The 24,667-nt window shown below is 37.7% G+C and carries 23 protein-coding genes; 10 read left to right on the top strand and 13 right to left on the bottom strand.

Annotated elements, in window-relative coordinates; all coding sequences use genetic code 11:
- Window positions 1–5: 5 nt before the first annotated feature.
- From MHH96_RS03510 to mgrA, 3 genes are all read left to right on the top strand, one after another.
- Entirely contained in the window at window positions 6–1,397 is a 1,392-nt protein-coding gene (locus MHH96_RS03510) for a glycoside hydrolase family 1 protein (protein ID WP_061801321.1), read from the top strand.
- A gap of 92 nt (window positions 1,398–1,489) precedes the next feature.
- Window positions 1,490–2,365: an ROK family protein gene (locus MHH96_RS03505; protein ID WP_341116701.1), complete on the top strand. Its 876-nt coding sequence runs from the start codon at window positions 1,490–1,492 to the stop codon at window positions 2,363–2,365.
- 236 nt (window positions 2,366–2,601) lie between these two features.
- On the top strand, window positions 2,602–3,594 hold the full coding sequence (gene mgrA, locus MHH96_RS03500; protein WP_445669004.1) for an L-glyceraldehyde 3-phosphate reductase: 993 nt from the start codon (window positions 2,602–2,604) through the stop codon (window positions 3,592–3,594).
- A gap of 507 nt (window positions 3,595–4,101) precedes the next feature.
- On the opposite strand, the gene MHH96_RS03495 is transcribed toward mgrA, so the two are convergent.
- Together MHH96_RS03495 and MHH96_RS03490 are read right to left on the bottom strand one after the other, a co-directional pair.
- On the bottom strand, window positions 4,102–5,295 hold the full coding sequence (locus MHH96_RS03495) for an AGE family epimerase/isomerase (RefSeq protein ID WP_144544813.1): 1,194 nt from the start codon (window positions 5,293–5,295) through the stop codon (window positions 4,102–4,104).
- Between the two features lie 27 nt (window positions 5,296–5,322).
- Window positions 5,323–6,672, bottom strand: coding sequence for an MATE family efflux transporter (locus MHH96_RS03490; protein ID WP_047942626.1), 1,350 nt, complete (start codon window positions 6,670–6,672; stop codon window positions 5,323–5,325).
- Between the two features lie 158 nt (window positions 6,673–6,830).
- Here MHH96_RS03490 and MHH96_RS03485 point away from each other — a divergent pair, with 158 nt between their 5' ends.
- The 5 genes from MHH96_RS03485 (at window position 6,831) to MHH96_RS03465 (ending at window position 11,609) form a co-directional block, all read left to right on the top strand.
- Window positions 6,831–7,772, top strand: coding sequence for a glycoside hydrolase family 113 (locus tag MHH96_RS03485; protein ID WP_061801316.1), 942 nt, complete (start codon window positions 6,831–6,833; stop codon window positions 7,770–7,772).
- Between the two features lie 21 nt (window positions 7,773–7,793).
- A complete protein-coding gene (locus tag MHH96_RS03480; protein ID WP_268874889.1) occupies window positions 7,794–7,925 on the top strand; it encodes a hypothetical protein in 132 nt (43 codons plus the stop codon).
- 277 nt (window positions 7,926–8,202) lie between these two features.
- The gene (locus MHH96_RS03475; protein ID WP_213087958.1) at window positions 8,203–9,519 is read left to right on the top strand and encodes an ABC transporter substrate-binding protein; all 1,317 of its coding nucleotides are present in this window, start codon (window positions 8,203–8,205) and stop codon (window positions 9,517–9,519) included.
- 313 nt (window positions 9,520–9,832) lie between these two features.
- Window positions 9,833–10,717, top strand: coding sequence for a carbohydrate ABC transporter permease (locus tag MHH96_RS03470; RefSeq protein WP_047942624.1), 885 nt, complete (start codon window positions 9,833–9,835; stop codon window positions 10,715–10,717).
- 67 nt (window positions 10,718–10,784) lie between these two features.
- Window positions 10,785–11,609, top strand: coding sequence for a carbohydrate ABC transporter permease (locus MHH96_RS03465; RefSeq protein ID WP_047942718.1), 825 nt, complete (start codon window positions 10,785–10,787; stop codon window positions 11,607–11,609).
- 42 nt (window positions 11,610–11,651) lie between these two features.
- On the opposite strand, the gene MHH96_RS03460 is transcribed toward MHH96_RS03465, so the two are convergent.
- The 7 genes from MHH96_RS03460 to MHH96_RS03430 form a co-directional block, all read right to left on the bottom strand.
- Entirely contained in the window at window positions 11,652–12,236 is a 585-nt protein-coding gene (locus MHH96_RS03460; RefSeq protein WP_144544815.1) for a hypothetical protein, read from the bottom strand.
- A 113-nt stretch (window positions 12,237–12,349) separates the two neighbouring features.
- Window positions 12,350–12,517, bottom strand: coding sequence for a hypothetical protein (locus tag MHH96_RS03455; RefSeq protein WP_156485498.1), 168 nt, complete (start codon window positions 12,515–12,517; stop codon window positions 12,350–12,352).
- A gap of 429 nt (window positions 12,518–12,946) precedes the next feature.
- On the bottom strand, window positions 12,947–13,240 hold the full coding sequence (locus tag MHH96_RS03450) for a MazG-like family protein (protein WP_095258181.1): 294 nt from the start codon (window positions 13,238–13,240) through the stop codon (window positions 12,947–12,949).
- 195 nt (window positions 13,241–13,435) lie between these two features.
- Window positions 13,436–13,828, bottom strand: coding sequence for a cytidine deaminase (locus tag MHH96_RS03445; protein WP_369988888.1), 393 nt, complete (start codon window positions 13,826–13,828; stop codon window positions 13,436–13,438).
- A gap of 97 nt (window positions 13,829–13,925) precedes the next feature.
- Window positions 13,926–14,792 carry a TetR/AcrR family transcriptional regulator gene (locus tag MHH96_RS03440; RefSeq protein ID WP_061801315.1) on the bottom strand — a complete coding sequence of 289 codons (867 nt, stop codon included), beginning with the start codon at window positions 14,790–14,792 and terminating at the stop codon, window positions 13,926–13,928.
- A gap of 428 nt (window positions 14,793–15,220) precedes the next feature.
- Window positions 15,221–16,099: an alpha/beta fold hydrolase gene (locus MHH96_RS03435; RefSeq protein WP_047942618.1), complete on the bottom strand. Its 879-nt coding sequence runs from the start codon at window positions 16,097–16,099 to the stop codon at window positions 15,221–15,223.
- A gap of 289 nt (window positions 16,100–16,388) precedes the next feature.
- Window positions 16,389–17,819: an MDR family MFS transporter gene (locus MHH96_RS03430; RefSeq protein ID WP_047942617.1), complete on the bottom strand. Its 1,431-nt coding sequence runs from the start codon at window positions 17,817–17,819 to the stop codon at window positions 16,389–16,391.
- Between the two features lie 364 nt (window positions 17,820–18,183).
- On the opposite strand from MHH96_RS03430, the gene MHH96_RS03425 reads away from it, so the two are divergent.
- Window positions 18,184–19,092 carry a glycoside hydrolase domain-containing protein gene (locus MHH96_RS03425; protein ID WP_095320438.1) on the top strand — a complete coding sequence of 303 codons (909 nt, stop codon included), beginning with the start codon at window positions 18,184–18,186 and terminating at the stop codon, window positions 19,090–19,092.
- Between the two features lie 77 nt (window positions 19,093–19,169).
- The gene (locus MHH96_RS03420) at window positions 19,170–20,162 is read left to right on the top strand and encodes a Gfo/Idh/MocA family protein (RefSeq protein WP_341116687.1); all 993 of its coding nucleotides are present in this window, start codon (window positions 19,170–19,172) and stop codon (window positions 20,160–20,162) included.
- Window positions 20,163–20,522: 360 nt separating this feature from the next.
- Here MHH96_RS03420 and MHH96_RS03415 read toward each other — a convergent pair whose 3' ends face one another.
- The 4 genes from MHH96_RS03415 to MHH96_RS03400 all read right to left on the bottom strand — a co-directional run bounded on the left by MHH96_RS03415 (window position 20,523) and on the right by MHH96_RS03400 (window position 24,584).
- Window positions 20,523–22,430 (bottom strand): DHA2 family efflux MFS transporter permease subunit, encoded by a 1,908-nt coding sequence (locus MHH96_RS03415; RefSeq protein ID WP_341116686.1) that lies wholly within the window; start codon window positions 22,428–22,430, stop codon window positions 20,523–20,525.
- A gap of 9 nt (window positions 22,431–22,439) precedes the next feature.
- Window positions 22,440–23,090 (bottom strand): HlyD family secretion protein, encoded by a 651-nt coding sequence (locus tag MHH96_RS03410; protein WP_341116685.1) that lies wholly within the window; start codon window positions 23,088–23,090, stop codon window positions 22,440–22,442.
- Window positions 23,087–23,539: a MarR family winged helix-turn-helix transcriptional regulator gene (locus tag MHH96_RS03405; RefSeq protein WP_047942612.1), complete on the bottom strand. Its 453-nt coding sequence runs from the start codon at window positions 23,537–23,539 to the stop codon at window positions 23,087–23,089. The genes MHH96_RS03410 and MHH96_RS03405 overlap by 4 nt, the downstream gene beginning before the upstream one ends.
- 124 nt (window positions 23,540–23,663) lie before the next feature.
- Entirely contained in the window at window positions 23,664–24,584 is a 921-nt protein-coding gene (locus tag MHH96_RS03400) for an HD-GYP domain-containing protein (RefSeq protein WP_328283025.1), read from the bottom strand.
- Window positions 24,585–24,667: the final 83 nt, after the last annotated feature.

The following is a 24,667-nucleotide window of genomic DNA, read 5'->3' as shown; positions in this document are numbered from 1 at the left end:
AAATCATGAAAAAGTTCCCGGAAAATTTTTGGTGGGGTGCAGCAACATCTGGGCCGCAGAGTGAAGGTCGTTTTAATAAACAGCATGCGAACGTTTTTGACTACTGGTATGAAACGGAGCCAGAAGTATTCCATAATCATGTAGGACCAGATACAGCATCTAATTTTTACAATAGTTATGTAGAAGATATTGCGTTAATGAAAGAGATCAACTTAAACTCTGTTCGTACATCGATTCAGTGGACACGTTTAATAGATGATTTCGAAACAGCCAGCTTAAATGAAGATGGGGTGCGTTTTTATAACAATGTAATTGATGAATTTATCAGGCAAGGGATTACACCTGTAATGAACCTGCACCATTTCGATTTGCCTGTCGAGCTGTATCATCAATATGGCGGCTGGGAATCCAAGCATGTCGTTGATCTTTTTGCCAAGTTTGCTCGCCGCTGCTTTGAATTATTCGGCGATCGCGTGAAGCATTGGTTTACATTTAATGAGCCAATGGTCATTGTCGATGGGCAATATTTATACCAATTCCATTATCCAAAAGTAGTAGACGGAAAAAAGGCAGTACAGGTGGCATATAACTTAAACCTAGCATCTGCAAAGGCAATTAAAGAATTCCGCGACTTAAAAATGAACGAAAAAGGAGCAAAAATAGGCACAATCTTAAATCTAACTCCTTCTTATCCAGCAAGCGATAAGCCAGAAGATGTGGAAGCAGGGAGAATTGCAGACCTATGGCGCAATGAAATGTTCTTGCATACAGCCGTATACGGAGAATTTCCGCCTGCATTAGTGGAACTTTTAACAAAGGATAAAGTAATTTGGGAATCAACAGAAGAAGAGCTAGCGATTTTAAAAGAAAATACCATTGATACACTTGGGGTAAACTTCTATCATCCTTCGCGTGTAAAAGCGCCAGATGTAGCACCAAACAGTGTCGGCGACTGGATGCCAGATCGCTATTACGATCATTATGCTATGCCTGGCCGCCGCATGAATTTGGATAAAGGCTGGGAGATCTTTCCGGAGGCGCTATATGATATTGCCATTAATATTCGTGATAACTATAAAAATATCGAATGGTTTGTATCAGAGAATGGCATGGGCGTTTCCCGCGAGGAACGTTTCTTAAATGAAGAAGGTGTGATCGAGGATGATTACCGCATTGAATTTATTCAAGAACATTTAGAATGGGTTCATAAGGGAATCGAGGAGGGCTCTAATTGTTATGGTTATCATTTATGGACGCCAATCGATTGCTGGAGCTGGATGAATGCCTATCGCAACCGCTATGGATTTATTTCAAACAATATTCATACACAAGTGAAAACTATTAAGAAATCGGGTCATTGGATTAAAGAAGTAAGTGCTAAGAATGGGATTGAATAATTAGGAAGAAGATCATCGCTTAATTTTTGCGATGGTCTTTTCTCCAGGCATATAATTAAGAGTAAAAACGCACACAAATCGGGGGTGTTCAAATGTCCTTATTAGTAATGGATATAGGCGGGTCTTCTGTAAAGTTTGCTGTCTGGGAAAAAGAACAGCTAGTGGACAAAGGCTCTTTCATCACACCAAAAACTTGGGATGAGATGAAACAAGAAATGATACAGTTAAAAGAAAAAATGGACGCAAAATACACTATTGAGGGTATTGCATTTAGTGCTCCAGGGGCGGTGAATCAAAGGAAAGGAATAATTGAAGGGGCAAGTGCTGTTCCTTATATTCACCACTTTCCAGTTATTTTCGAGCTAGAGGGACTATTTGGCTGTCCAGTTTCCATGGAAAATGATGCAAACTGTGCAGGTCTGGCGGAAGTATGGAAAGGTGCCGCACGTGGAATGCAGAATGTTCTGTTCGTAGTTATTGGCTCTGGAATTGGCGGCGCAGTGATTGTGGATGGGAAAATCCGCCATGGAAAACATCTATTTGGGGGCGAGTTTGGATACATGCTGCTTAAAGAAGATAAAACCTTTAGTGACCTAGGGACGGCTGTCAATATGGCAAAACGCTATTCCAAGCGAATGGGATTAGAAACGCCATTAAGCGGCAAAGAAGTATTCGATCTCGCCGAACAAGGGGATAAGACAGCAAAAGAAGAAGTAAAAACGTTCTATCACTATTTGGCAACAGGCATCTATAATCTGCAGTACAGCTTCGATCCGGAAAAAATCATAATTGGCGGGGGTGTCTCTGCTAAAGAAGGCTTACTAGACGAATTGAACCTTCATCTTGCCAGAGTAGTAGAAAGCACAAAAATCGCTCCATTCATTCCCAAAGTAGCTATATGCGAATTTCAAAATGACGCCAATTTAATTGGTGCTGTTTATAATTATGAGCTTGCTTTTGGGAAGTAGGCAGTGGAAAGGGCGGAGTCACAAGTAAACTTGCAAGAAGCGCAAATAAATGGACAAAATCCACAAGTAATCTAGCAAATTGCACAAACAAGTTTTTGGATCTCTCAAACAAACAGACACGGTACCGCCGAAGTAGCGCTGACCATTAAACAACGATCAAAATTCAATATATTGCTAGTCCACAATATTATTTTTTGCAAAAAATAGCAGTTAAAATAATTGGAGAAGAGGGACAAATCATGTATACGGCTAATGAAAATAGGTATGAAAAAATGATTTACAATCGTGTGGGGAAGAGCGGATTGAAATTATCGGCGCTGTCACTAGGGCTGTGGCATAATTTTGGGGGTGTCGATTTATTTGAAAATAGTCGTGCTCTTGTAAGAAGAGCATTTGATTTGGGAATTACGCATTTTGATTTGGCGAATAACTATGGACCGCCTGCCGGCAGTGCGGAGGAGAATTTTGCGAGAATCTTAGAAAAGGATTTAAAGCCGTATCGGGATGAGCTGATTATTTCCACAAAAGCAGGATATGGGATGTGGGCTGGTCCGTATGGTGATGGTGGCTCGAAGAAATATTTAGTGGCTAGTCTTGATCAAAGCTTAAAGCGGATGGGTCTTGAATATGTGGATATTTATTATCACCATCGTCCAGATGAGGAAACGCCCTTAGAGGAGACGGCGGAGGCTTTGGATTTATTGGTCCGTCAAGGCAAAGCGTTATATGTTGGTGTTTCCAACTATTCACCGGAGCAAACAAGAGAAATCGCGCGGATTTTTGAAGATAAAAAAACGCCATTCATTATTCATCAGCCTTCTTACAGCATGTTTAATCGCTGGATTGAGGATGGATTGAAGGATGTTTTAGTGGAAAAACAGCTTGGAGCGATTGCTTTTAGTCCACTTGCTCAAGGATTATTGACAGACCGCTATCTAAATGGAATTCCTGAGGATTCTCGTGCCAATCGGGAAACGGGACTATGTCTGCATAAAGAAAATGTGGATCAGACAATAGATAAAGTAAGAGCTTTAAACAATATTGCGAAAGAACGAGGGCAAACCCTTGCCGAAATGGCAGTTGCATGGATTTTGCGTGATGGCATTGTCACAAGTGTACTCATTGGTGCAAGCAAGATAAGCCAAATTGAAGACAATGTGAAGGCACTGGATAATATTCATTTTAGTGCGGAAGAGCTCGTGGCTATTGATAAGGTGCTAAAAGGATAAAGAGAGACTGTGACATAAGTATTTCAATTAAATATAATCCCGAACAATTATACGTACACACTAAAAAAAATTCGTATAATTGTTTGGGTTTTTTATTTATTTTAAGAAAGAAGGTTTGTGGTAATCACCCGCAGACTGAATACACTGCGCTTTCCATGGGGCGAGCGCCAAGCCTCCTCGTCACTACGTGAACTGCGGGGTCTTGGACTTTCTCGCAGCTCCCATAGGAGTCTCCGTGTATTCAGTCTGCTCCGTTTTATTTTCTTTTGAAAAAAATGCTGGAACTAAATAATCTTTAAAAACGGAGTGAAATGGAGCGGAGGACACTCAACTCCTGCGGGAAGCAGAGCAAAGCCTAAGACCCCACAGGCTTGAAGCCGAGGAGGCTTAGGTTGCTCCCCGCGGAAAGGGAGTGTCTGTAGCGTAATGGAACGAATTGGTTTCCCTACTAATTTAGAGATTGTTCGTCTTTATCCATTAATTATTTTGTTATGTCCCACTCCCGTTTTAATTTGCTAAGCGTTTGATCATTTCTAAGCACATTCTTGCATTATGGTAGGGACATTTCCATGAGTCGACGATGTTTTCTTGTGTTTGGTACTTTTCATCGCGGAGAGAAGAAATAACTTCACCGTTTGTATCAATGCGGGAGTACCATTCGCCGCCCTCGCGCTTATCATGGATAGATGCTTGAATGTATTTCCATACATCCTCACTATATATTAAATAGTTTTGGATATTCGTTAATTCATAGGCATTGTGGAAGCCGATTACTGCTTCGGCTTGTCCCCACCAGACTCTTGTTGCGTGAATGGTGCCATTTGCCTTGTAATCCATAAGCGATCCATCTTCAGCAAGCCCTTCTCTAGCAACCTCCAATGCCATGAGCTTATTCATTTCTACTATTTCTGGTCTATCGAGCTTAGTTACATTCAATGCTTCTGATAAAAGCCAGCTCGTTTCAATATCATGTCCAAACGAGAAAGTATCTTTTATACTATTCCAATTTTGGTCAAAGGCAGCGTGGCAATAATGCTTTTGATGATCAAAAATATGTGTATGGAATAGCGTTAATAGATTATCAATTTTGCGTAATAGTCTTTCATCAGGCCAAATTTGGTAAAGGGTCGTGTATGCTTCGATAATATGCAAATGGCTATTTGTTGTAAAGGCAGCCTCCACGCACTCATTTAATAGAACATTTTCCTTTTTAGTCCAATCGGCATTAAATTCTTCCAAATAACCGTTTAATGATTCAGAGAAGCAAATATCTTCTATAAGATAAAATAATTTTTGTGCTAAAGCTAATACTTCCATATCTTTAGACACCTTATAATATTCACTTAAGCCATAAAGCGCAAAGCTTTGGGCATAGACATGCTTTGATGAGATAACCGGATTTCCTTTATAATCAACAAGCCAATAGATGCCGCCGTTTTCCTGATCCCAGAGCTTATTTTTAAAAAATTCATAAGCATGATGGGCAGCTTCTAAATAGGCTGGATCTTGTTTGTATTGATACACAGCGGAAAAGGTCCATAGGTTTCTAGCACCTAAAACGCCACCTTTATGGGCTTCAGGATGAAGCTTTAAATGGTAATCAACCACCCCGTAGAATCCGCCGTTCTCCTTATCCATTAGATTTAACCAAAATGGCAAAATACGATTCTCCAACTCTTCCATAAACTCTATTTTCTTCATGGTAACTCCTCCTCTTTTTTACCTTCTTTACCCTTCAACAATATTGCGAATCCATTTTTTTGTATAAGTTCTTTTTAACCCCAAGAAGGCTCGAATAAAATCATGGGAGTTAGCAAGTGCATAGACAGCAAACAATGGCAGCTGGAAGTATACGCCTAATGCAGCAAGTGGAAGCCCGACTAGCCAAACACCGATTGTGTCTAGCCACATTACATATTTTGTGTCGCCTCCAGCACGCAAGATGCCGACATTGTTGATATAATTTAGATTTTTGGCAATGGAAAAGGGGATATAGACAAACATAATGCCATAAACAAGTTGTTCTACTTCTGGTGTAAGTCGATAAAGCGACAGCACATGCGGGAGTAGGATTAAAATCAGAATTCCGACGACAATAGAAGTTCCCGTAGTAATCCGGATGAAATTCTTCGCATACTGAAAAGCACCTTTTTTATCATTTGCACCAAGCTGATTTCCAATCATGACTGCCGATGCATCGCTTATCCCGGTAAAGACACAGGTGAAAATAAAAATAATCGGATCAATCATCGAGATAGCGGCAGTTTGATTTGTGCCCATTGTGGCATACAGCCAGAAAAAGAGCGTATCTCCAAGCGTCCATGTACCATGGTTAATGATGGATGGCATCGTGATTTTAAAATATTGTTTGCTTAAACTGCTTCGGAAAACATCGAGATTCTTTTTGATAATCGAAAAAGAAAGGAACTCTTTTTTTACAAGAAGCATGAAAAGAAGAGCAGTTTGAATGATACGAGCGATTAGTGTCGCAATCGCAGCACCTTCGACTCCTAATGCAGGTGCTCCGAAATTCCCGTATATAAGGACATAGTTTAATAGCGTATTCACTAATAAGGCAATTACGCTATAATAGGTTGGTTTACGTACTTCGCCAGTTGTTTTTAAAGCGATTACAAAAATCATAGATAAGGCTGTAAAAACATAGGAGTAACCGAGAATTTGCAGAAATTCACCGCCCAATTGCTTAACAGAAATATCCGAAGAAAAAAAGCTAAGAATCGGGTAGGAGAAAAACTGTGTCAAGAGTGTAAAGAAAAGGGAAAAAACTGCGGTGAGTACGCTTACAAAGATAACCGAGCGACTAATGCCGTTTTTATTTTTTGCTCCCCAGTATTGGGCACAGAAGATGGTTGCGCCACTTGCAAATCCTTGTAGAAGAATCGTCGGAATCTGCGTGAATTTATTGGCAATCCCCACAGCTGCAATACTGTCTACACCAAGTCTGCCGACCATAATGGAGTCAATAATATTAAGACCTGAAGTAATCAAAAGCTGAATAGTAATAGGGATGGTAAAATACATCATTTTCCTATAATATTCTTTCTTGCTATCTTCCATTCTGTCACTTTCTTTCTATTAAATTGTCTATTTTTTCTCCCGTTTTGTTCTTTACTTATTGGAAGTCGAAATATATAATTAATTTACAACAAAAGTATAGACAATTCAATATAAAACTTTATATTTATATTGATTTATTGATAAAGGAGGAAAGTGCGATGGAATTTATGAAAGGATTTAGCTTTGGATTTATGAGCAAAAGAGGAGAATGGCAAGAGGAGAAAACGATAGAATCACTGAAGCTGCTAAAAGAAAGATGTGCAGTTGAACATATTGTCCTAACTGTTGTTGCAGAGCAGGATACTCCACAATCCACCACAATTAATTGGAAGAATCATCCCGATGTAGTCAGTGATGAAGAAACAGTGCAGTTAATTGAATACGCTAACAAAATAGGTTTAGAGGTCACTTTAAAGCCAATGGTAAACGTGGCAGATGGTACATGGCGTGCCCATATTAATTTCTTTGATACGGATGTACCTTGTGAACCAAAATGGTCTGAATGGTTCGCTTCTTATAATGAGTACATTCTGCACTATGCAAAGCTAGCAGAGCAAATGAAGTGTCCGATGTTTGTAATCGGCTGCGAACTAGTAAATGCAGACAGAAGAGAAGCTGAATGGCGTCACCTTATAAAAGAAGTGCGCAAAGTATATAGCGGTTTAATCACATATAACTGCGATAAGTACCAAGAAGATGTCTTAAAGTGGTGGGATGCTGTTGACGTAATTTCTACTAGCGGCTATTACCCGATTGATGCCTGGGAAGCACAATTAGATCGTATCGAAAAAGTAGTACAGAAACACAAGAAACCTTTCTTTTTCTGTGAAGCTGGCTGTCCAAGCTGGGTAGGTGGAGATTTGCTCCCAAATGATTGGACAAAAAGAGGAGAATTCAGCGAAGAAGTTCAAAAAAGATGGTATGAAGCAATGTTTCAAGCAACCAGCAAACGCAGCTGGGTAAAGGGATTTGCCTTATGGGACTGGAAAGCTCATCTATATCCAATTGAACAAGCAAAAAGCAATCAAGATTACGCTGTATATGGAAAAGCTGCAGAAAAAGTGATTAAGGATTATTATTCTTCCGTTGGTGGAGAGTGAGGATGGAGGGTAGTTGTAGAGATGAACGTGAATAGCCGAGGGAATTGGAACAGTGGTGTTCATAAAGGAGATGAAGCCAAAAGAAGCGGAGGTACGCGGGAAAGTGGTGTTCATAAGAGAGATGAAAGCCTAAACCAGCCTAGGCAATCATAAAAATGGTGTTCATGAAGCAATAAAAGCGGTAAGAACAGCCAAAAGCAAACAAAGCAACAATATATCAAGTGTCCTAGCAAGCAATAAATCAAATCATTAAAATGTATGCGCTTAACATAACTATATCACCATAAAAATAATTGTCCTTACTTTTTCAACAAAAGACTATACAAATGGAAATGACCATGGTAGAATATGTTTGTAAGCGCTTAATGGTAAAGTTTTCAAAATATGCTTTAACTCTTTATATGACCTAATTATTTGGAGGGAAAATAGAATGGGGATTAAAAAAGGTAATAAACTATTTCGGTTTGGCCTGATTGCTAGTGCAGCTGCATTAATGCTTGGTGCTTGTAGCAGTGATTCGGAAAAGCAAGGGGGAAAAGGGGCAGACGGGAAAGAGACAATCACTTTTATTAACCACAAAACAGACTGGACTGGGAATGGCAAATGGGATGAGTACATTGCACAATTCAATGAAAAACATCCAGATATTGAAGTGAAAGTAGAAACAATTACTGATTATGCTGGTCAAATGCAAATTCGCATGAACTCAAAAGATTATGGCGATGTGTTAATGGTGCCAACAACGATTAAGCCAGAAGACAACGCAAACTTCTTTGAGCCGCTTGGTGATCAAAAGGAATTAGAAGAAAAATACTTATTATTAACAGACCGTGCATATGACGGTGTATCTTATGGTATTCCAATTGCCGTAAATACTACAGGTGTACTTGTTAATATGAAAGTATTCAATGATGCAGGGATTACTGAATTCCCTAAAACACCAGAAGATTTCCTAGCAGCATTAGGAAAAATTAAAGAATCAAATCCGGATATTACGCCATTATACACAAACTATGCTTCTAACTGGGCAATGTCGAATTGGGATTTCGTACGTGAATCTGCAGCAGGCGATCCAAACTTCACAAATGAGTTAACAACAGATAAAACGCCATTTGATGATGGAAAGCCTATGAATACTATTTACAAATTGCTTTATGACTCTGTAAAAGAAGGCTATACAGAAGCGGATCCAACGACAACAGATTGGGAACAATCTAAGCAAGATCTTGCTGATGGAAAAGTAGCAGCAATGGTATTAGGAAGCTGGGCAATTGAACAAGTACAAGCACTAGCGGAAAATCCAGAAGATATCCAATTCGCTGCATTTCCAACAACACACGATGGAAAACAATACACAGCGATTGGTGGAGACTACAATATTGGTATTAACGTAAATAGTGAGCATAAAGAAGCTGCCCGCACCTTCTTAGATTGGTTTGTTGATGAGTCAAACTATGCTGCTGACACTGGCGGAATATCTCCAAAAGTGGGAGCTGATTTACCAGCTGCACTTAAATCAATGGAAACTGCTGGAGTGGAATTCTTCCAAGCAACACCTGCTCCTGCTGGAAAAGAATCATTGTTTGCTGATATCAACAACAGTTCGGAAATCGGTTTAGGTACAACGGATGCAACCAAACAACGAATCGTGGATGCGGCAAAGGGCAACACAAAAGAATCTTTTGACGATATCATGAAAGAGCTTAACGAAAAATGGGGCAATGCAATCGAAGAAGTTGGACAATAATTAATTCACAAGTAACATATTCACGGGAAAATGAAAACGGGTAAAATAGTTCATGTGAAAATGGAGGGTTATCTTAAAAGAGAAAATCTCTTAAGGTAACCTTCATTACTATTGAGTTTTTGTAAAAATCAGTTTTCAGACGGGACACAGCAGAGAAAATCCTTCTTACTTTGTAGTCATTAACTATTCATTTGTACGATGCTATAACACAAGAGAGTTCCCGTTTGTAGTTTCATATTTTACGCCGGCGCCGATGGAGGTGAATGAGTTTTCCATAAAAGGCGTTAGTGAAAGAATAAGAGGTGTAGGCAAGATGAATAAAATGAAATTGGGGTATGACGGGCAGAGACGATTAATCATTGTTTTATTTTCCGCCCTGCCAGTTTTTTTACTTTTGTTATTTTCATATTATCCTTTATTTAAAATGGTACAGTATAGTTTTACAAACTGGAATGGAATAAGCCCGACAAGTGAAAATGTTGGCTGGGATAACTATATTCGCATTTTTACCACTCCTGAATATTTCTCTGTTTTTAAAGTAAGCTTATATTATTTCTTTGCAACATTTGTACAACTAGGAATCGCATTATATTTTGCGACCGTTTTAACGTTTAAAGTAAAATTCGCAAATCTTTGGAAAGGAATTCTTTTCTTCCCATATTTATTAAATGGGGTAGCGATTGGGTTCATTTTCTTATATTTCTACAAAGGTGGAGGTACGCTAGATACCGTATTGAATTTCTTAGGACTAGAAGATCAAATCCGTCTTTGGTTAGGGGATCGCTCCATTAATAACGTATCAATGGCATTTACTTCTATTTGGCGTTATATGGGCTTTAACTTTATCATCTTCCTTGGTGCTATTCAGTCTATTGATTCAGAAATTTATGAAGCTGCAGAGATTGATGGAGCAAATCGCTGGCAGCAATTCCGATATATTATTATGCCGAGTATTAAGCAGATTATTTTCTTAAATATTATCCTTGGTATCAGTGGCTCACTGAGTGTATTCGAAATTCCTTATATCATGACTGGTGGATCAAACGGTACGAAGACATTCGTTATCCAGACAATTGATACAGCCTTTAAGTTCAGCAAGGTCGGATTAGCATCTGCGATGGCGTTAGTATTACTTGTTATTGTTATTGTTGTGACATTGCTGCAGCAGTTCTTAACAAGAGAGAAAGGAGCGAAATAACATGAAATCACAAACTAGCTTGGAAAAACAAACAGGAATAAAAAGTGAAAATGGATTAACAACTGCGATGATGGTAAAGAATATCCTCGGATTCATTGTCAAATATGGAAGCTTATTAATCGGAGCCGCTGTTGCCATTGTTCCTGTTTTAGTTGTGATTATTGGCTCCTTTAAATCAAAGCAGGAATTTTTAACAACGGGTGTATTAGAACTGCCGAAGAATTTTACCTTTAACAATTATGTTACAGCCTTTGTGGATGGACAAATGCTGACTGGTTTTAAAAATACGATCCTTATCTTTATTGCATCCATCATCGGAAAACTCCTTTTAGGAACGATGATTGCCTATGTACTGGATCGCTTTAATTTTAAAATGAAGAAGGTTATTCTAGCATTATTCCTTCTTGCAACATTGATTCCAGGTATCACAACACAGGTTGCCACATTCCAAATCATTAATGGAATGGGATTATTTAATACCATCTGGTCTGTTATTGTTCTCAACTTAGGTACAGATGTTATTGCTGTTTATATCTTCCTGCAATATTTGAAAAACATCCCTGTTTCACTAGATGAAGCAGCGATTTTGGAAGGGGCGTCGTATTTTACTATCTATCGTAAAATCATTCTGCCGTTATTAAAAGCACCGATGATTACGATTCTAATCATCAGTGGTGTTGGAATTTATAATGATTTCTACAATCCGTTTCTATATATGCCTTCTCCAGATTTAAAGGTTATCTCGACAGCACTATTTGCCTTTAAAGGTCCGTATGGCACAGATTGGCCAGTTATCCTAGCTGGTGTTATCATCGTTATTCTTCCGATCCTAATTGTGTTCCTAACCTTACAGAAACATATTTATAATGGAGTCTCTGGCTCTGTTAAATAAAGAAAAGGGATAGCATCCAAACAAGATGCTATCCCTTTTCCATTACACCGGCCGAGGCACAATATACTTTGTCAAAAAGATTGTCAACGGCGGGGCAAAGAAGATAAATACTAGTAAATTAATGCGGACGAGAAAACTAATCGCAATGATAGTGGCCAGTATAATTAAACTGTTAATAAAACGGCGAATACAGGTGTCAAACGCGATTGCATACAGCCATTTTTGATCCTCTTTGCCTTTCGGAGGATCAGCTAGAAAATAAATACAATAAATGTAATAAATCCAAGCGAAAAAAGTGAAGAAAACAAGCGGGAATTGAAAAAAGCCAAGAACAGGACTAGCTGTAATGAGCGAATAATAAACGGATAGTAAACTAGCCACAGTCAGCAAAAAGACAACAAAAGACAATAGTTTATTCCCCTTATGCTTCTGATAGGCCTCTTCAAAGGAAATGCGAATACTGTATTCTACCTCATTGTGAATACTTTCAATGCTATGAATCAGACCAATACCAGCAGGAACTAAGCCATATACAAGTCCCCCGCGCAAAAGATAGATCCAAAAATAATACCCAGCAGTCGTATACTGAGCCACTCTGTTGATGAAAAGTATAATCTTATTATTCAATATGTTCACCCTTTTAATGTCTATATGTTAGTTATACATGTAAACGGAAACATTATCAATAGGGAGAATGCATAAAGAAAGGGGAAAGGATGCTATCCATGTTCCCCGTTAATTTATATATGAATAGTATTTTTTTTCAAGCGTGCAATCATATACTCTCCTTGCAGAAGCATAAATAGAAAAAACAACGGGATAGCAAGAAAGACAAGTTTGCGGTGCCATTGTAAGTTGCGATGAAGCAGGAATGCCGAAAATAAGTTAGTCAGCAGAAAATTAGTCATAAGAAAATCACCCTTTTTTTCTCTTAGTGTGATTAGAAAGGGTGATTTTTATTCAGGAGTCAGCAGCTGCAATAGTTTCAAGTGCTGTCCGACATGTTGGGAATACACGCATATTTAGCTTTTTCCCATATGTATATTGAATTTTATAACATAAATAGAACTTTGTTGCATATTAGAGAAAAATATATCTGGAATATCGTGACAAGAAAACTACCTTTATTACCATCTGTTTTTATCTTTTGCTTCTAAGTATAGTTAGGAAATTTCCTATTCTAATCAAAGAATCACTAGTCCAATATCAAGAATCAAAGCTCTTCGGAAAACTTATCTGCTGCGCTGTAAAGGTATTTTGACAAAAGAAGTATTTACCATTCCAACCTGGTATCATCTGTTCATTTCAGCAGCCTCGCTATGGGACAGGCTTTTTGTTTAACTAATTTTGTTTTCCCATTTATTCATTTTTTTATCTAGTAAGTCATACAGCTCTTCTTCTCGATTAGAAAGCTTATAAAATAAGGATAATGCAACAAGGAGAGTATCAACACATTCTTCCTTAATGTCTTCTTTATTGAGCTGCTTATAGTCACTTCCGCTTGCATTTAAATAAGAAAGCACAGCCTGCGATACTTCTCCAGCTTCTTCTGATAATTTCAATGCCATTTGCTCCAGTGTCTTTGGCTCCAAGTTACTCAGCCTCCTTAATCTCTCTAAGTAGATGTTCATGGTCTTCTCTCCTTACTCTTATGTAAATATACTAATAATCCATTAAGCAGTCTTCTACTTTATAAGGACATGTTTTTTGTTATTAGTCTTGAGAATCCTCAACTGTTCGAATATTGATAGATTCGGATTGTAATCCCCCTATGCATTTAGCATGAAGGTTTTATGAAATTTCAGCTATATTTCAACTAGTTAATTTCATGTATAAGCATTTGTCCAATGAAATGGCTGAAGTTCTTGTAACGAGACATACTTAATTTCATCTTTCTTATGCGTCACGGCTACTAATACTTCACCGCCCCAATACAGCAATCTTTCTTGACAAATACCACAAGGAGTAAGAATTTTGAAAGGGCTATTTTCATCATCTCTTACAACACAAATGGAATGAGTAACTGTTGTTTGCTGTTTATGAGCTTCTAGGATAGATCCCACTTCTATACAAAGATTAGTTGCTGCATTCAGCACTTCTGGTGCTACGCTAGTAATAATATTTCCATCACTTGTACGCATTGCGGCTGCACCGCCCCAACCGGTAGGATAGCGCTTTTCAATTAGCTGCACTGCTGATTTATATAAAATGTCCAATATAATTGCCCCTTCAGGAAGTATTTAAAATAAGTTAATCTGCATTTGGTATGCGAGAAAAACAAAAGTGACTGTTACATATAAGATTGTTCATTTAACATTATTGATAAATATCTTTTTGTGTATGGATAATGTCAAATAACTCTTTCAATATATTTTGATAAACTAAATCTGTGGAGGAAGATAGTATCTGTAATTGACGAATAGCACCTTCACAAACACCCCATCTTGTATAAGAACTTTGAGTTTCTTCTAAAATAAAACTTATTAATTCTTTTTGTTCTTGTGATAATTGATCCGAACTTATACACTTGTCAAGTAATTTTCTTATTTCCCTAATAGCGGATTCTTGATCGTCGGCTGAGTTAGGTGATTTATACGGAAATAAAACTTGATTTGTTTGTTTTGTAATTTCAATGTTATTTTCTAAACGTAAAATATTGTAATCTAAAATATCAGAGCTATTTATATTCAGCTTTATTTGATCGGAATATCTAAACTGATAACCTAAACTCCCAATAAAATGAGTGGATAAATCCATTGCGCTCTTTTCGATATCTTTTCCATAAACGTCTATTAGGCGTTTTGACAGCCAATTTAGTTCTTTATAATGTCTTTCTTGCATGTAACTTTGTAATTCCTCATCATTTTCGCCCAAAGAGATATTATATAATTCTGAGATTTTCTCCGTTCCATAAATGGAATGCTTTACCCGAAGCTGGGTATAAAATAGCTGCTTATCGTATGGACTTCCTTCGAGCAACAACGTATTTTGTTGTTCGTCAACCTTTTCGTCAACTTTTTGAATAATATAAAGAATCAATTGTGATTTTGTAGAGAAGTAATTATAAAATGTGCTTTTGGAAACTTTGGCTTGTTCCAAAATATCTTGGATTGCAGTATCATGATAGCCTTTTGTTCGAAATAATTGTTTTGCTGCTTCAATGATTTTTTCTTTTTTACTCATACAATTCTAACTCCTTTAAATATGATGGATATCATTATAATACCAATCTATCATAAAAACAAACTCGAGTACAGAAAAATGAACTTCTGTTTAATTGGAAGGGGGATGGAATGATTATTCCTTAAAGATTTAATATCTTAATCAAGGTAAAAAGTCCGTCAGCAAGGAGGTGATAAATAAGTGTTCTATTGAATACAGCTATCAACTGAGGAAGAAGATTCCTTATACTTTCTATATAATAGTTATTATATAGAGGCTGAGGAGGGTCCTAGAAGTTATAAAGTTTATAATCCTATTACCGATCAGGGTGGTCTAAAACTCTAGTGTTACTCACTAGAAAATCTTCACAAACTACTCTAATGTCACAAGATGTACATTAATGGAATGAGGAAAGCCCTCATGCATAACGATAAGGGCTTTTATCTTTTCTATTTATTAAAAAAGTTTAAGACACGATCATTAATTTGTTCTGGCTTCTCCATCGACATCAAATGACCTACCCCTTTTATAATCTCTGTTGTAATATGAGGAGAGGAGTTCTTGGCACGATTAAAAGCTTCCACAGGATCATACATTACTTCTTCTTCTCCAAGTAACAGAAGAATTTGAGTCTGAATTTGGGCTAATTCTTCATCCTCAAATACATAAGGGAAAGCTTGTTCCACTTGAGTTGCTTTTGGTGGAGAAGACACAGTGTCCTTCATTCCAGCTATTAATTGTTGTTTTATAAGAGGGTCAACAATATAACGGTTATTAAAAATCCATTTTAAAAAGTTGTTAACTCCTGCTTCATTACTAACCAATCCGATAGCGTAAGAATAGAATTCAGGATTAAACGGAATATAAGTAGCGGCTGGGCTCATAATAACAGCTTTATTCACCTTATCAGGGAAGAAGGTCAAGAAATTAACCGTATGTAAAGCACCATAGGATAAACCTACAATATTTGTTTTAGCAATTTTCAGAGAGTCTAGCACTTCATTTAACCAAGAAGCATAGCTTAATCGATTTGAAAATGGTTTCTCCGCAATGCTTTTATTTGTATCCCCTAAAATATCTATACAAATGACTCTATAATGCTTACTCCATTCTGCCACATTTGGATACCACATGGTCGAACTCATTTTAGCACCATGCAAAAGGAGTAGGGGTGGAGACAACTTATCTCCACTCTCAATTATATAGGTGTTTCCATAAGACGTTTCTAAAAAGTAAGAGGAAAATTGTGTTGGCCATAGTGCTTTTAATGCGTTATCGTAAGATTGAATGTATGTACTTTTTGGGTCATCTGACTTTAAATGATTCATTTTTAATTCCTCCACATAGTTGTTTTTACTAAACTCACCAACCGTTTTAGTTGAGTTAAGTTGAGTTTTAAGAAATAGATTACGCCTGATTTTAGATCACTGTTTGTTAAGAGTTCTTAAGTTACAAATAGATTAATAGATTGAACTTTTGTGAGTCGATTTAAATAGTCATAATAATTCCTCCCATATCTCTAAATTTCAAAGCCATATCGAATTTCTAGATATCCTTTCTCCTTCAACACTTAAAAGAGTGTCCGTAAGGGGGATTATTTAATAGAAGAGATACTGTTTATTCAGCTTTAATTGATGGAGACTTTATGAAAAAACATAATACAAATGCGATGGCGATTAGAATGAAGCCGGATATAAAGGCATTCTTAAGACCATTCAACAACGGAATAAAGGAAGAGTCTTCATAATAGCTTGAATATTTGGTCACAGTAGCTGACATAACCCCAACCATGACTGCAGATCCTAGTGAGGCAAACACTTGTCGAACAGTATTATTAATAGCAGAACCGTGACTTATCAAATCATTAGACAATGCATTTATTCCCGCAGTGGCTAAAGGCATCATGACAAATCCCATACCTAGCATTCTAAAAGAATAAAGACAAACAATCCACCAAGTAGCTGTATTGTTAGTGAGGTATAAGAATGGAAAAGTTGCTGCCGCTAGAATGAACATGCCTATTATTGATATTTTTTTAACGCCAAACTTATCAAATAATTTCCCTGATATTGGAGAAATAATACCCAGTACAATCGCACCAGGAAATAATATTAGCCCCGATTGAAGTGCTGAAAAGTTTTTTATAGTTTGTGTATAAATAGGTAAAAGAACTTCAAATCCAATCATAGTCATAAAAATAATAGAGACAATCATTGTAGACAATGTAAATGTTCTACTTTTAAAAACTTGTAACTCCAAAAAGGGTTGAGTGAGTTTAAATTGTCGATGGGAAAATAAAATTATGATTAGGAGGCCAGCTACGCAAGAGAACCCTGTAATTTTATTTTGCCACCCTATATTCCCTGCAACACTAATCCCATATAGCAGGGAACCTAAACCTAGGCTACTAAGCATAATAGAAAGGATATCAATCTTCGGTTTAGTTAAATTAATGACGTTTTTCAAATAGAAGCATGCCAGTAACATGTTAATCACAGCAATTGGGAGAATTATATAAAATAAGTATCGCCAATTAAAATAATCAACAATCCATCCAGATAAAGTGGGAGCAATAGCAGGAGCAAATGCAATAACAATTCCTACTAACCCCATAGCCTCTCCTCGCCGTTCAACTGGATATACTAAAAACATTAATGTCTGCATTAAAGGAATAATTAATCCTGAACCAACCGCTTGGATGATACGTCCTAATAACAGTATGTTATATGTAGGACTGAGTGCACAGATTACTGTGCCTATTACAAAGCTTACCATTGCTGCCATATATAATTTTCTATTATTTATTGTATTTAACAAAAATGCTGAAGTGGGAATCATGATGCCACTGATCAACATAAACGCAGTAATGAGCCATTGTGCATTAATAGCACTAATGTCTAGGTCAACCATTATCTTTGGCAAAGCTGTGACCAATAACGTTTGGTTTATGATAGTTAAAAAAGTACCAATCATTAAAACGAGGACAAATCCGGCTCTACTAAATTGATTTCCATTAATGTCGATGGGATGTGCTCTAATATTTGTCATTCTTCTTATCCTCCTGTTGTATAAAATAAAACTCGAGTATGTTTTTCTGAACTCTAGTACAATACCATGATAGAATTGAATAATAAAGATGTCAATATCCTTTTTGTTCCGGCACAACTACTTGATGTGCAAAATTAGGAATGGTTATGCTTTCCAGTTATGAATTATTCATACTCTTTAATGATTCTTAAATAGCAACAAAGAATAACTTCTTTTCCTCGCCAATATAGATAGGAGGAGGAAGAGATAGTTCACTTTTTTCAGATAATAGTTTCACTAAAGGACAACATGCATTTACAGATGGAAATAGTGCTGACCATTTATTTCCTTTTTTTCTATATAAAAAGAAAAGGAGTGGTTCAGAATGACAATGGGCTTTGATTGTGCTACCAAGTTAACAGAAAAAATGGCAAAAGACTTGTATGGAGCAGGGTTTCGCTATGCTGCACGCTATTTAGGAGATAGCTGGAAGTCCTTTAATAAGAAAGAGGCAGAAGTAATTCAAAAGGCGGGAATAAAGCTGATTAGTATTTTTCAAAAAAGCGCTAATAAGATTTCCTATTTTACAGAAAAGCAAGGAACAGTAGATGGGAAGGACGCAGAAAAGTGGGCAAAAGCAGTTGGGCAGCCAGAAGGAACTGCTATTTACTTTGCAGTTGATTGTGAGGTTACAGGAAAGCAAATGGCCCAGATCCAAGCTTACTTTTCAGCTGTGAAAAAGGAGCTGATATCTTATAAAATAGGAGTATACGGTTCCTATGCAGTGATGCATACCATGAAGGGGGAGGTTGATTACTTATGGCAGACCTATGCATGGTCACGCGGAGAAGTCGCTCCCTTTATTCATATGTATCAATATGAAAATAATATCATCCTAGAGGGCGTCAACATTGACCGGAATCAGATTATGCAAAATCCTGGGCATTGGGACACGGAAAAAGTGCAGGCGAATAAGTATACTGTTCAGCAGGAAACAGGTGCCTTTCTAACAGCGGCAGATGCTAAAGCTGGCCAAAATAAAAAGGGAATCGTCAAGCCAGGAATATACTCGATTTTTAACAAATCTCAAGGAATGATAAATGTCACGAAAATAGCAGGAAAACCAGGATCATGGATTAACCCGCAGCAAGAAACAGTACACATCGTCTCCAGTGGAGAAACGTTAACGAAAATTGCCAAAATCTATGGAATGAGCCTTTCATCCATCCAAGCAAAAAATCCACAGATTAAAAATGTGGATCTCATTTACCCTGGGCAAGCGATAAAAATTTGAATTGACTAGACAAATTTTGAAAAAATGAAGGGTTTTCAAAGACGGAGAGCGAATAAGAAGGAGAGGTGAAAAAATAGATGAAAAAGATAGAAAACGAAGTTCGATGGGGAATTATTGGCTGTGGAGATGTGACAGAAGTAAAAAGTGGACCAGGCTTTCAATTAGCGGAAAATTCAAAGCTAGTGGCAGTTATGCGCCGCAATGGTGAATTGGCTAAGGATTATGCGGAGCGTCATCATGTTCCTAAATGGTATGACAATGGCGAAGCACTAATAAATGATCCAGATGTCGATGCTGTTTATGTCGCTACCCCACCAGCTTTTCATAAAGAATATGCACTTCTTGCCGCAAAAGCAGGGAAACCAGTGTATGTAGAAAAACCAATGGCAAGAAATTATCAAGAGTGCCTAGAGATGATTGAAGCATGTAAACGAGCAGATGTGCCTTTATTTGTTGCCTATTATCGTCGCGCACTTCCTCTTTTTCTAAAAATAAAAGAAATAGTCGACAGCGGTGTACTTGGGGATATTCGCTTTGTGCGGACAATCCAATACCAGCCGCCGCTGAAAGATGATCAAGCATGGAGAGTGCAGCCAGAACTTGCAGGCGGTGGACTATTCCTTGATTTAGCAAGTCATACATTGGATATTCTGGATTTTCTGCTTGGACCGATTAAGGAGGCAGAAGGATTTGCAACCAACCAAAATGGCAGCTACGAAGCAGAAGACATGGTGACCGGCAATTATCTATTTGAATCAGGTGTGCATGGAACAGGAACATGGTGTTTTGGCGCATATGACCATGTGGACGAAAACGAAATTGTCGGAAGCAAAGGGAAACTGACTTTTGCAACCTTTGGGAATGGTCCCATTACTTTAACAACATCAGAAGGAACGGAAGAGTGGGTAATTGAAAATCCACGTCATATTCAGCAGCCTATGATTCAATTGATGGTGGATGAGTTAACTGGAAAAGGCACTAGCCCAAGCACAGGCGAAAGTGGAGCAAGAACAAACTGGGTGATGGATCAGCTGATTAAAGGGTATTATGGGGAAAAGGCATCTCGTTGAGAGGTGCTTTTTCGTGTGGCAGCCATGACTTTGTTTTGGCTGATATATCTCCAGTTTGGCTGATTCCACCCTTACTTTGGCTGATATTTTCTCAGTTTGGCTGATTCCACCTCTGCTTTGGCTGATATTTCCCCAGGTTGGCTCATTCCGCTCTCCCTTTTACTGATATCTGTTAAAGTCTGGCTGATAAACCGTTATTTTTGCTGATTATCTCCTCTATTTCAGTATATTAATAACAATATTGCTAAAAAAATTAACTTTCTATCTTGCGACACTCTTTCATAAACCAGTTTTCTTTTCAAAAAATAAAATCCCGAAGCACCATCTTCTGCTTCGGGATTTTTTCCTATTTTTAATTTTTTATTTCGAACTTGCAGTAGCTCTTCGGATAAAAAATGATAGCACTAATGCAACACTCGCAATAATCGTAGCTACAATAAAAGCGTCATTAATTCCACTGATTGTAGATGCTTGAGCTGCTTTTCCATAAACTGTAGAGATTGCTAAGGTTTGACCTGCTCCGGTTGGAAGTCCTGTGAGACCAGCTAAACCTTGACCAAGCTGAGCAAATTTCTCTGCAATATATGGGTTGGCAGACGAGATAATGTTGTTATAGTTATCTAGATGAAAAGCGGTACGATTGGTCATGACTGTGATTAAGAAGGCAGTACCAATACTTCCCGCAACTGTTCTGGCTGTATTGGAGACAGCAGTTCCATGACTCGTTAAGTTTAATGGGAGCTGGTTCATTCCCTCTGTCATAACCGTCATCATAATAAATGACATCCCGAACATCCGGAAAATATAAAGCATCATGAGATGAGAGTAAGATGTCTGCATCGTTAATTGAGTGAAGCCCCATGTAGTCAGAACCGTAATGATTAAACCGATGATCGCTAGTGGTCTTGCCCCAAAGCGGTCAAAAAGTTTTCCGGAAATTGGTGACATGATTCCCATTACAATCGCACCTGGCAGCATTAATAATCCAGAATCGAGGGCAGTGAAGCCGCGGATATTCTGCAAATAGATTGGTAAAAGCAGCATTGCCGCAAACATCGCCATATTGACAATCATGCTTACTAATGTTGTTAAAGTAAAGATACTATATTTGAATACACGTAAGTCTACCATAGGCGCTTCTGTTGTAAGTTCTCTCCAGACGAAGAGGCATAAGAAAATTACTCCGATAACAAGAGAAAGAACAACTACTCTGCTATCCCATCCGTTATTTCCTGCTTCGCTGAAACCATAAAGCAAGGAGCCTAGGCCGACTGTACAAGTGATAAAGCCAATCGTATCAAAGACTGGATTGGATACTTTTGTTACATCCTTCATCCACAGAATAGCGATAATTAAATCGAGAATGCCGATTGGAATAACAAGCTCGAATAAGACTCTCCAAGAATAATGACCGATTAACCAGCCTGATAAAGTTGGCCCAATGGCTGGTGCGAAAATCATGACGACACCCATAATCCCCATTGCTGTTCCGCGTTTTTCGGGCGGGAAAATAATTAAAAAGACGGTCATTAAAAGTGGCATTAATAAACCGGCGCCTGCTGCTTGGATGATACGCCCAATTAGAAGCATCGAAAATCCAACAGAGGTCGCACAGACAATGGATCCGATGGTAAACGCGGAGATTGCTGAAATCAACAGTTTCCGTGTTCCTAGTTTATTGATTAAAAATGGAGTGATTGGGATAAACACACCATTTGTCAGCATATATCCAGTGGACAGCCATTGGACGGTGCTTGTTGATACATTTAAATCGTTCATAATATGTGGAATGGCCACATTTAGTAAAGTCTGGTTCAGAATAGCGACAAATGCACCTAGCATGAGGGCAACAATCACTTTACCGCGGTTGATTTCTTCGGCCGTTTCTAGTGGTTTATAAGGAGCTTTTGCTTTTTTTGATTCTTTGGCTTCAGCTGCTTGCTCCTCTTCATCTGCTATTTCGTTAGATTCGACAGCATTAGCAAGGCGTTCCTTTTCATTGGATATTCCTTCATTTGTTTCCATTGCTTCTGCTACGCCATCTTCACCGTCTTCTTTCATTGCATCTGCATGCTCTATGGTATCCGACGACTCTTCTTGTTTTACCATCTCTGATTTTGTAAGGGATGACGTGGTGTCATTTTCCTTCTTGGCATCTTCCATAACGCGGTTTGGTTTTGCTATTGTCTTCTTTTTTCGTAAAAAAAGATTGATGATCAGCAGAAGGAGGATGCTTCCTATAATATAGCTTGTGATGTAAGTGGTCATATCCATCACCTACTTATGAATTCTTACGGAAACGTTCATACCTGGAATTAGTTTTAGTCCGCCGTAGTTATCGATAGAGATTGTTACCGGAACTACTTGTGTTTCTTTTGTATAGTTTCCTGAGCTGTTGTTGCTTGGCAGAAGGGAGAATGTTCCTGCTGTTGCAAGTCCTAAGCTGTCTACTTTTCCTGTTAAAACAGTCTCTGGGTAGGCATCTACATATAAATCAACTTCTTGCCCAATTTTTACTTTGTTAATATCTGTTTCATCGACATTTGCTGTTACCCATAGATTTTCTAAATCATAGCTTTTAGCAAGGGAAGTTCCTGCAGCAACAAATGTATTTGGGACAGCGCTAGATTGAACAATGGTACTATTTTCTGGAACAGTAATATCCATTTTAGTTGTACCTGATTCTGTTACAACCTCTACAGTACCGATTTTTTCGTTTTTGTTAAAAGAAGTACCTGCTTCGCCTTTCCAATCCGTTAATTTACCTGTTGCTGGTGATGCGATGCTGATTTGTTGTCCAGCAATTTGAGCATTATCTGTTTTGATATAGGAAACAGATTGGTCGTAGAAATAATAGCCGGCAAAACCTCCGCCAACTAACACAATCAATAGGATAATATTTAATAAAATCATGCGTTTACTATTCATGGTTGTTCCTCCTCAATTTCATTTAATATGGTCAGTATTTTTTCATTTAGCTCAAGTAATTTGTTTATGTCTTCCTCTGGAAGCTGCATAACTTCTCTTACTTTTCCTGCTAGAATAGAAGTCCCAGCGAAATATTGCTGCATGACGTGCTGACCTTCTGCAGTTAGTTGGATGTTGACCGATCGACGATTGTTTTCAGGAATGGTTCGTTCAATTAATTGTCGTTGGGATAGTCGATCGATAACACCGCTAACGGTGCTTTTGGTTAAAGATAGTTTTGTTGCAAGTTCTCCAATGCCGATATTAGGGCAGAAATAAATTCTGTACAGCGTTTTTAACTGCACGGCTGTTAAATCCAATTTCTTCGCATCAAGGTGCACTAGATGGTTATAGGCTTTATTAATACGAGAATAGGAGCGGATTAATTCATTATTTAACGACCCGTTCATCTGAATTTTTCTCCCTTTCTAATAGTTTTTATCAGAACTGTTCGTATGCGAACTATTGGATTTTCGCATATTTTTTTGGAGAAGTCAATGGATTTGCTGAGATCTTGTTAAGGAAATCACTAATTTATGAATCAGCTGTAAATGGTTTGTTTTTTTCTTCAAAAAGAGCGAGAAAGGCATCGACCACATTTGGATCAAACTGCTTTCCTTTGTTCAGCCTAATTTCGTGAAGAATTTCTTCTAAAGGAATTTCTTTTCGATAAACGCGACCGGAAGACATCGCGTCAAAGGTGTCTGCAACTGCGACGATACGAGCGAGCAATGGGATTTCTTCTCCCTTTAAGTGTTGCGGATAACCTTTTCCGTCAAAGCGCTCGTGATGATATAAAACAATATCCAATATCCCACTATTTTTATATTGCTTAACATGTTTAATGATTTCATACCCTTTTGTTGTATGTTTTTTTATTAATTCATATTCAGTTGCTGTTAACTTTCCTGGTTTTGTTAATAAAGATTCGGGGATGCCGATTTTTCCAATATCATGCAGTAATCCGCCGATATGAATAACCTCACATAAATGATGGGGGAGCTCCATTTTTTCGGCAATTTGCATGGCATATTTTGCGACATTTTTCGAATGGTGCATCGTATAGGAATCTCGGGAGTCGAGTGCATTGGAAAGTACTTTTGTTAAGGCTAAATTATCTTCCATCACTCTTTGCACGCGTGACATAAAGGCAACGGATATGAACGTGATAAGAAGATAGGTTAATAAATAGGTAATAAAAGTAAGAATAGATGAAGCATGTGGCTCTGGAATGAAAAAAAATCTACAAACAACAACTAGAAATGTCAACATTACAATCTTCCAAAGAGAGCTATTGTAGAAGCCGAGTCCCAGAAAAATAGAGCATAATATATATAAAATAAAATAATTATCATGGTTTTGCAGAATATAGCGATTTAAAATGATACTAATGATAAAGAGAATAAAGAAAAGATAACGAAAATAAGCAGGATTATTCCAAATTCGATGATGCATATCGGACCTCCAGTGCTAATCTTAATCGAACAAACCTCTATTAATGGAAGCATTCCCTATTCTTCTAATTTAATAAGCTTTGC

This window comes from Niallia sp. FSL K6-0212 (assembly GCF_038007605.1).
Taxonomy (GTDB): Bacteria; Bacillota; Bacilli; order Bacillales; family Cytobacillaceae; genus Niallia; species Niallia circulans.
The sequence above is the reverse complement of the archived record's forward strand: the minus strand, read 5'-3'. Positions and strand labels throughout refer to the sequence as shown.

Coding starts and splice junctions, on each gene's coding strand:
- MHH96_RS03510 (WP_061801321.1), top strand. CDS start 6: ATGAAAAAGTTCCCGGAAAATTTTTGGTGGGGTGCAGCAACATCTGGG.
- MHH96_RS03505 (WP_341116701.1), top strand. CDS start 1,490: ATGTCCTTATTAGTAATGGATATAGGCGGGTCTTCTGTAAAGTTTGCT.
- MHH96_RS03495 (WP_144544813.1), bottom strand. CDS start 5,295: ATGAAGAAAATAGAGTTTATGGAAGAGTTGGAGAATCGTATTTTGCCA.
- MHH96_RS03490 (WP_047942626.1), bottom strand. CDS start 6,672: ATGGAAGATAGCAAGAAAGAATATTATAGGAAAATGATGTATTTTACC.
- MHH96_RS03485 (WP_061801316.1), top strand. CDS start 6,831: ATGGAATTTATGAAAGGATTTAGCTTTGGATTTATGAGCAAAAGAGGA.
- MHH96_RS03480 (WP_268874889.1), top strand. CDS start 7,794: ATGAACGTGAATAGCCGAGGGAATTGGAACAGTGGTGTTCATAAAGGA.
- MHH96_RS03475 (WP_213087958.1), top strand. CDS start 8,203: ATGGGGATTAAAAAAGGTAATAAACTATTTCGGTTTGGCCTGATTGCT.
- MHH96_RS03470 (WP_047942624.1), top strand. CDS start 9,833: ATGAATAAAATGAAATTGGGGTATGACGGGCAGAGACGATTAATCATT.
- MHH96_RS03465 (WP_047942718.1), top strand. CDS start 10,785: ATGATGGTAAAGAATATCCTCGGATTCATTGTCAAATATGGAAGCTTA.
- MHH96_RS03455 (WP_156485498.1), bottom strand. CDS start 12,517: ATGACTAATTTTCTGCTGACTAACTTATTTTCGGCATTCCTGCTTCAT.
- MHH96_RS03450 (WP_095258181.1), bottom strand. CDS start 13,240: ATGAACATCTACTTAGAGAGATTAAGGAGGCTGAGTAACTTGGAGCCA.
- MHH96_RS03440 (WP_061801315.1), bottom strand. CDS start 14,792: ATGAGTAAAAAAGAAAAAATCATTGAAGCAGCAAAACAATTATTTCGA.
- MHH96_RS03435 (WP_047942618.1), bottom strand. CDS start 16,099: ATGAATCATTTAAAGTCAGATGACCCAAAAAGTACATACATTCAATCT.
- MHH96_RS03430 (WP_047942617.1), bottom strand. CDS start 17,819: ATGACAAATATTAGAGCACATCCCATCGACATTAATGGAAATCAATTT.
- MHH96_RS03425 (WP_095320438.1), top strand. CDS start 18,184: ATGACAATGGGCTTTGATTGTGCTACCAAGTTAACAGAAAAAATGGCA.
- MHH96_RS03420 (WP_341116687.1), top strand. CDS start 19,170: ATGAAAAAGATAGAAAACGAAGTTCGATGGGGAATTATTGGCTGTGGA.
- MHH96_RS03415 (WP_341116686.1), bottom strand. CDS start 22,430: ATGACCACTTACATCACAAGCTATATTATAGGAAGCATCCTCCTTCTG.
- MHH96_RS03410 (WP_341116685.1), bottom strand. CDS start 23,090: ATGAATAGTAAACGCATGATTTTATTAAATATTATCCTATTGATTGTG.
- MHH96_RS03405 (WP_047942612.1), bottom strand. CDS start 23,539: ATGAACGGGTCGTTAAATAATGAATTAATCCGCTCCTATTCTCGTATT.
- MHH96_RS03400 (WP_328283025.1), bottom strand. CDS start 24,584: ATGCATCATCGAATTTGGAATAATCCTGCTTATTTTCGTTATCTTTTC.